The sequence below is a fragment of the Bradyrhizobium sp. MI1.11 genome, assembly GCF_055811255.1.
The window spans coordinates 1-4,899 of sequence record NZ_JBVVPM010000126.1; the positions used below are offsets into that span (position 1 = coordinate 1).

Genomic DNA, 4,899 nt, shown 5'->3' on the forward strand with positions numbered 1-4,899 from the left:
GATTATGCGTAGCGCGGGATTATGCGGAGTCGTGGACTGGTAGCCGCGATTTTCCCGAGCTTTTGCGACTGCGCCGCTCCGCATAATCCCGAGGAGAGAAGCCGCGGCGCCTCGCACGAGGTGAGGCGCCGCAGCGGCGCGGGTCAGCGCGACCAGACCAGCGCGTAGCCGTCATCGACCGCGACGAGGTTGGCGTAGATGGGCGCCGGGAAGGACGGGTCGTCGAGCTTAACCGAGTGATAGACGGCGTTGTCCTTGGAGGTGCGCTGCCACGCGGCACCTATCTCGACATTGCCGACCACCACGCGCAGGTTCGGAGCCTTCTCGTTCTCGGAGGGTTCGGCAGGAAGGAAGCGCGCCTTGAAGTTGAGCGAGAGCGTCTTGATGGTGCCGGTGTATGAGCCGTCTTCGGCGCGGGTGAAGGTGCCAATCTGAGCCATGGTAATCTCCTGTTGCTGTTTTCAAGCCCGCGACCATCGCGGCCTTGATGGCGATCTTTGAGCGCCGCAACGACCGGCCCGCAGCCTCTGGCCCGCAGCGCAGCGGAGGATGGCGGGCTGAGCGATCTTGTTGCCTCGCGAGGAATGCCGCCGCTTGGCGGCAGGGGAAGAAGATCGCGAACAAGCCATTGCGGGTAAAGGTCGGCGAGCGCAGCGAGCGTATTGTGGCGCGTAATCCGCCAGCAAAAGGCCGGTATGGACGTGGGCCAAGCAGCCCGACAGGAGAGCATCGCTCAAAGGCCTCACCACCGCCGCGACGGCGACACCATCACGGCAAGCGCGATCGAGCCACAGCGCTTTGCTTCGCCGATTCCAACCCAATGGAGAAGAGCTCGATTGCTCGTGCGGGACGGCGCGGTGATGCCGCGACGTCACAGCGCATCAAAGGTATTTCGTCGTAACGATCGGCTGCCCGACGTCTCTCACCCTGAAGGCAGAGGTGCTTTCTCCAACAGCGAGGCAATCAGCGCGTCTGGTGCCTTGAACCGTCCACGGCGCAGCGCCGGCGGAATGACCGCTTCCACAGCCTCAAGCTTTTCAGAGGGATCCATGCGGAGATAAATCTCCGTCGTGCGGATATCGGCGTGGCCAAGCCAGAGCGCAACCTTGCGGATGTCGCGTGTGGCCTGCAGCATCAGGACTGCACAACTGTGCCGCAAAAGGTGTGGCGACAGGGTGCGCCCGCCTAGCGTCGGGCATCGAGCTGCGGCCGCCTTTGCGTGCTTTTCGAGGATATACTCAAAGCCGGCGCGGGTCATCGCCATCCCTTGGGCGTTGACGAACAGCTCTGTCGCCGGCGGCTTTCCTCGCACTGACAGCCAAGCGCGCAAGTCGCGAGCGGTTTCCTTCCATAGCGGAAGGCTGCGTTCGCGCCGGCCCTTGCCGAACACCAGGATGCTTGGCCTCGGTTGCAGCGTGACGTTCTCCAGGGTGAGGCCAGTCAACTCGGAGACGCGCAGGCCGCCGGCGAAGCACAGATGCAACATCGCTCGATCCCGTAGTCCGAGGCGTGTCGTCGCGTCGGGCGCATTGAGCACGGAGCGGATCTCGTCCATGGTCAGATGGCGGATGAGCTTCTGGTCATGACGCTTGCCTGGGATCGCATTGATCTGGGCGACCTGCTCCAAGGCGCCGGGATGCCGCAGCTCGACGTAGCGCATGAACGACTTGATCGCGGCGAGCCGCAGGTTGCGAGTCGCCGGACCGTTGCCGCGGTCATGTTCGATGTGATGCAGGAACGCGACCACCATGTCTGCATCGATCTGCTCGAGCTGGAGCAGAGAGGGGCGCGTGTGCAGACGCCGGGCGGCAAAGGCGAACAACAGCTGGAAGCTGTACGCATAGGTCTCGCAGGAGTGCGGACTGTAGCCGCGCTGCTGCGGCATGTGCTCGCGCATGAAGCTGGTGATGAGCGGGGCGATCGGCGTCATGCGACCTCCCCGGCGATCAGCGCCTCGGCAGCACCCGCTATATCGGCCATGAGGTCCGGGGTGGCTTCCAGATACCAGTAGGTATGTCGGATGTCTGCATGGCCGAGATAAGTGGCGAGAGCGACGAAGTCGCGCGCAACATCATCACGACGCGTCGCGCATTGCTCCAGCACACGCGTCGCGAAGGTGTGGCGCAGATCATGGATACGCGGGCGACGCGGCCGATTCTGACCGACGCTAGCCTTGCGCAGGATCACATAGAAGTTGCTCTGGGCGGTCCGAAGCGACATAGGCTTGGCACCCACGGACAGGAACACATGGTCATCCATCCCGGCGAACCGCCGCCGGACCTCAAGGTAGGCCTGCAGCGCCTCGACCACGCTGGGGTGCATCGGCACGAGTCTGCTCTTGTTGAACTTGGTCAGGCGGATGTGCAGCACGCCGTCGGGCAGCAGATCGTCCAGCCGCAGGTTCAGGGCCTCGGAGATCCGCAGGCCCGTCGATGCCAGCAGCCCGATCAGCATCACATAGATGTGGCGCCTGAGCGGGCTGGGCTTTTGGCGCCGTAGATTGCCCGCAGCGTCGAGCATGCGAGCCAGTTCCTCCCGCGTGTAGATATAGGGCGCGGGACGTGTTGCAGGGCTGCGGGGGTGATGCGGCACTTCATGCGCGCGATCCTCCGCGTAGAGAAAGCGTGCAAAGAGCGCGATCTCCTGAAGCCGCCGCTGGTGACTGCGCGGCGTCGACGAGACGGCCGCCGCCCAGGCGGTCGCGGTCTCGCGGCGAACATGAGTATCGCCCCGGTCGCCCGCATAACGCGCGAACGCGGTGAGGTGTCGGGTCGTCTTTGCGAGCTTAAAGCCGAGCGAGCGGCGCAGCTCGATGTAGCGATCAACATCATCGATCAGCATGGCGACCTCCCGGGCCAGGGCTGCGCGATGGCCGCCAGCAGCGCGATATCGACCTTGGCGTAATGCGCCGTCATCGTCTGCGATCGGTGGCGCAGCACCGTGCTCACGCCCGGCAGGCTGACGCCGTGGCGGAGCATCGCCGTGGCCGCCGAGTGGCGCAGGATATGCGCACCCTTGTAACGGCTCTCGACGCCCGCGCGCTTGAGCGCGCGCTTGACCATACATTTGACCGTGATGCGGTCGATTGGCCGCAGCGGCGCATATTCGGTGATGAACAGGGATGGCGTCGCCAGTGCCGGCCGTCCGCGTTCGATGTAGGCGAGCAGCGCGTCGCCGATCTCCTGGGTGAGCGGCAGCAGTTCCTCGCGCCGGCCTTTGCCGCACAGGCGGATGCTGCCCTGCCGCCAGTCGATATCGTCGAAGCTGAGCCGCGCCACCTCGCTCGCCCGAAGCCCGAGCCGGACCAACAGCAGGATGATGGCTCGGTCGCGCAGGCGCCGCTCCCCGTCGCACGCACCGATGATCCGCGCGATATCGGCATCAGGCAGGAAGCGCGGGATCGATGCCAGCCGCCATCCCGCAACATTCGGCATGGCGTGGTCGAGCCCAGGCGGACATCGTCCTGTCGCGATCAGGAAGCGCAGGAACGCGCGGATGCCGACCGATATGCCCTTCATGCGCTCGACCGATACGGCCTTTGCACGTTCGATCATGTATGCCCGGATCGTCACGGCGTCGTAGGCCGTCGGGATATCCCCCAGCGCATCGACGAAGGGAGTAATCGTCCCAAGGTACGCGGCGAGCGTCGTTTCAGCCAGGCCGCGCTGCTCGCGGGCCCAAGCCGCAAATTCGAGAACCAGTGGCGCCGCCGATTTGGTCGGTAATCGCGTCATCACGCCCTGATCCTCAAGGTAGGCGATGAACAGCTTGGCGCACTCGACCGCGTCCTTGTTGAGGTCGCCGCGGAAGCGCGGCCGATGTCCCGCTTCGATCAAGGCGAATGAGGCCGCATGCGCCTCACGGATTGCAGCCAGCGTGTAGCCTTCCCCGCGCGCCCAGTGCGTCCAACTCGCAAGCAGCCGCATCCTCTCGATGATGGTAAGTGGCGTATATCGGCGCCCGCGGAGCCATTGAGCAAAGTCGGCCGCGTGGTCTGCGGCCATTCCCGCCTTCAATCGGTCCCAGACCGCGTTCTGACGGACATAGACACCTGTTGGCATGTCGCCCCCTTCTGCATGTGGAGGCTGGACTATGGTCGAGGTGGTTGCTGTTCGGAACGTCAGTCAGCGGTTGTGTTGGGCGCGCTCGTGCCGTACGTGTCCGATTGGAGCCGGATGGTTCTCCGGGCGTGCCGTGATGCCCTGCGACCGACGGGCCTTGCTGGGCGGATCTGCCCCGAGATGCGGTCTGCGACCCGGCCTGTTCCCCGCAACAGCGTGCCGGCGATCTTCTTCCCCGCGGCTGCGCCGCTCCTCGCGCAGCAACAAGATCGCCGCACGCCGTCCTTCGCATGCGCTGCGGCCTGACGGTGCGGGTCGGCCGTCCCGGGGCTTTCGATCGCCACAAGGCCGCGATGGTCGCGGGCTTGAACACAGCACAGGAGATCCACCATGTCCCAGATCGGTTCGTTCACCCGCAGCAACGATGGCACCTACACCGGCACCATCAAGACGCTCGCGATCGATGCCAAGGCGCGCATCGTCCCCAGCGATCCCGCCTCCACCAGCGACAAGGCGCCAGACCTGCGCGTGATCGTCTCAGGCGTCGAGATCGGTGCCGCCTGGCGCCGGACCTCGAAGGACAATCGCTCCTACCACTCGGTCAAGCTCGACGATCCGTCCTTTACGGCGCCCATCTACGCCAACCTCTTCGAAGGCGACGATGGCGAGTGTGCGCTGATCTGGTCGCGCTGACCTACACCGCGGCGTCTCGCAACATCGCGGGACGCCGCGGACAGAGCCCTCGTTATTATGCGGAGCGGCGCAACCACAAAAGCCCGGGAAAACCGCGGCTACCAGCCAACGACTCCGCATAATCCCGCGCTACGCATAATCGGTC

The 4,899-nt window shown here is 64.9% G+C and carries 5 protein-coding genes; 1 reads left to right on the forward strand and 4 read right to left on the reverse strand.

What is annotated here, in order from left to right:
* Positions 1-143: 143 nt before the first annotated feature.
* From AC0L30_RS42285 to AC0L30_RS42300, 4 genes are all read right to left on the reverse strand, one after another.
* Positions 144-440 carry a DUF736 domain-containing protein gene (locus AC0L30_RS42285; RefSeq protein WP_141340643.1) on the reverse strand — a complete coding sequence of 99 codons (297 nt, stop codon included), beginning with the start codon at positions 438-440 and terminating at the stop codon, positions 144-146.
* A 482-nt stretch (positions 441-922) separates the two neighbouring features.
* Positions 923-1,930, reverse strand: a complete 1,008-nt coding sequence (locus tag AC0L30_RS42290) for a tyrosine-type recombinase/integrase (RefSeq protein ID WP_473358387.1) — start codon at positions 1,928-1,930, stop codon at positions 923-925.
* Positions 1,927-2,841, reverse strand: coding sequence for a tyrosine-type recombinase/integrase (locus AC0L30_RS42295; protein WP_377786191.1), 915 nt, complete (start codon positions 2,839-2,841; stop codon positions 1,927-1,929). Before AC0L30_RS42295 ends, AC0L30_RS42290 begins: the two co-directional genes overlap by 4 nt.
* A complete protein-coding gene (locus AC0L30_RS42300) occupies positions 2,835-4,061 on the reverse strand; it encodes a tyrosine-type recombinase/integrase (protein WP_473358386.1) in 1,227 nt (408 codons plus the stop codon). Before AC0L30_RS42300 ends, AC0L30_RS42295 begins: the two co-directional genes overlap by 7 nt.
* A 390-nt stretch (positions 4,062-4,451) precedes the next feature.
* Here AC0L30_RS42300 and AC0L30_RS42305 point away from each other — a divergent pair, with 390 nt between their 5' ends.
* Entirely contained in the window at positions 4,452-4,754 is a 303-nt protein-coding gene (locus tag AC0L30_RS42305) for a DUF736 domain-containing protein (RefSeq protein ID WP_100951628.1), read from the forward strand.
* The last annotated feature ends 145 nt before the right edge of the window (positions 4,755-4,899 follow it).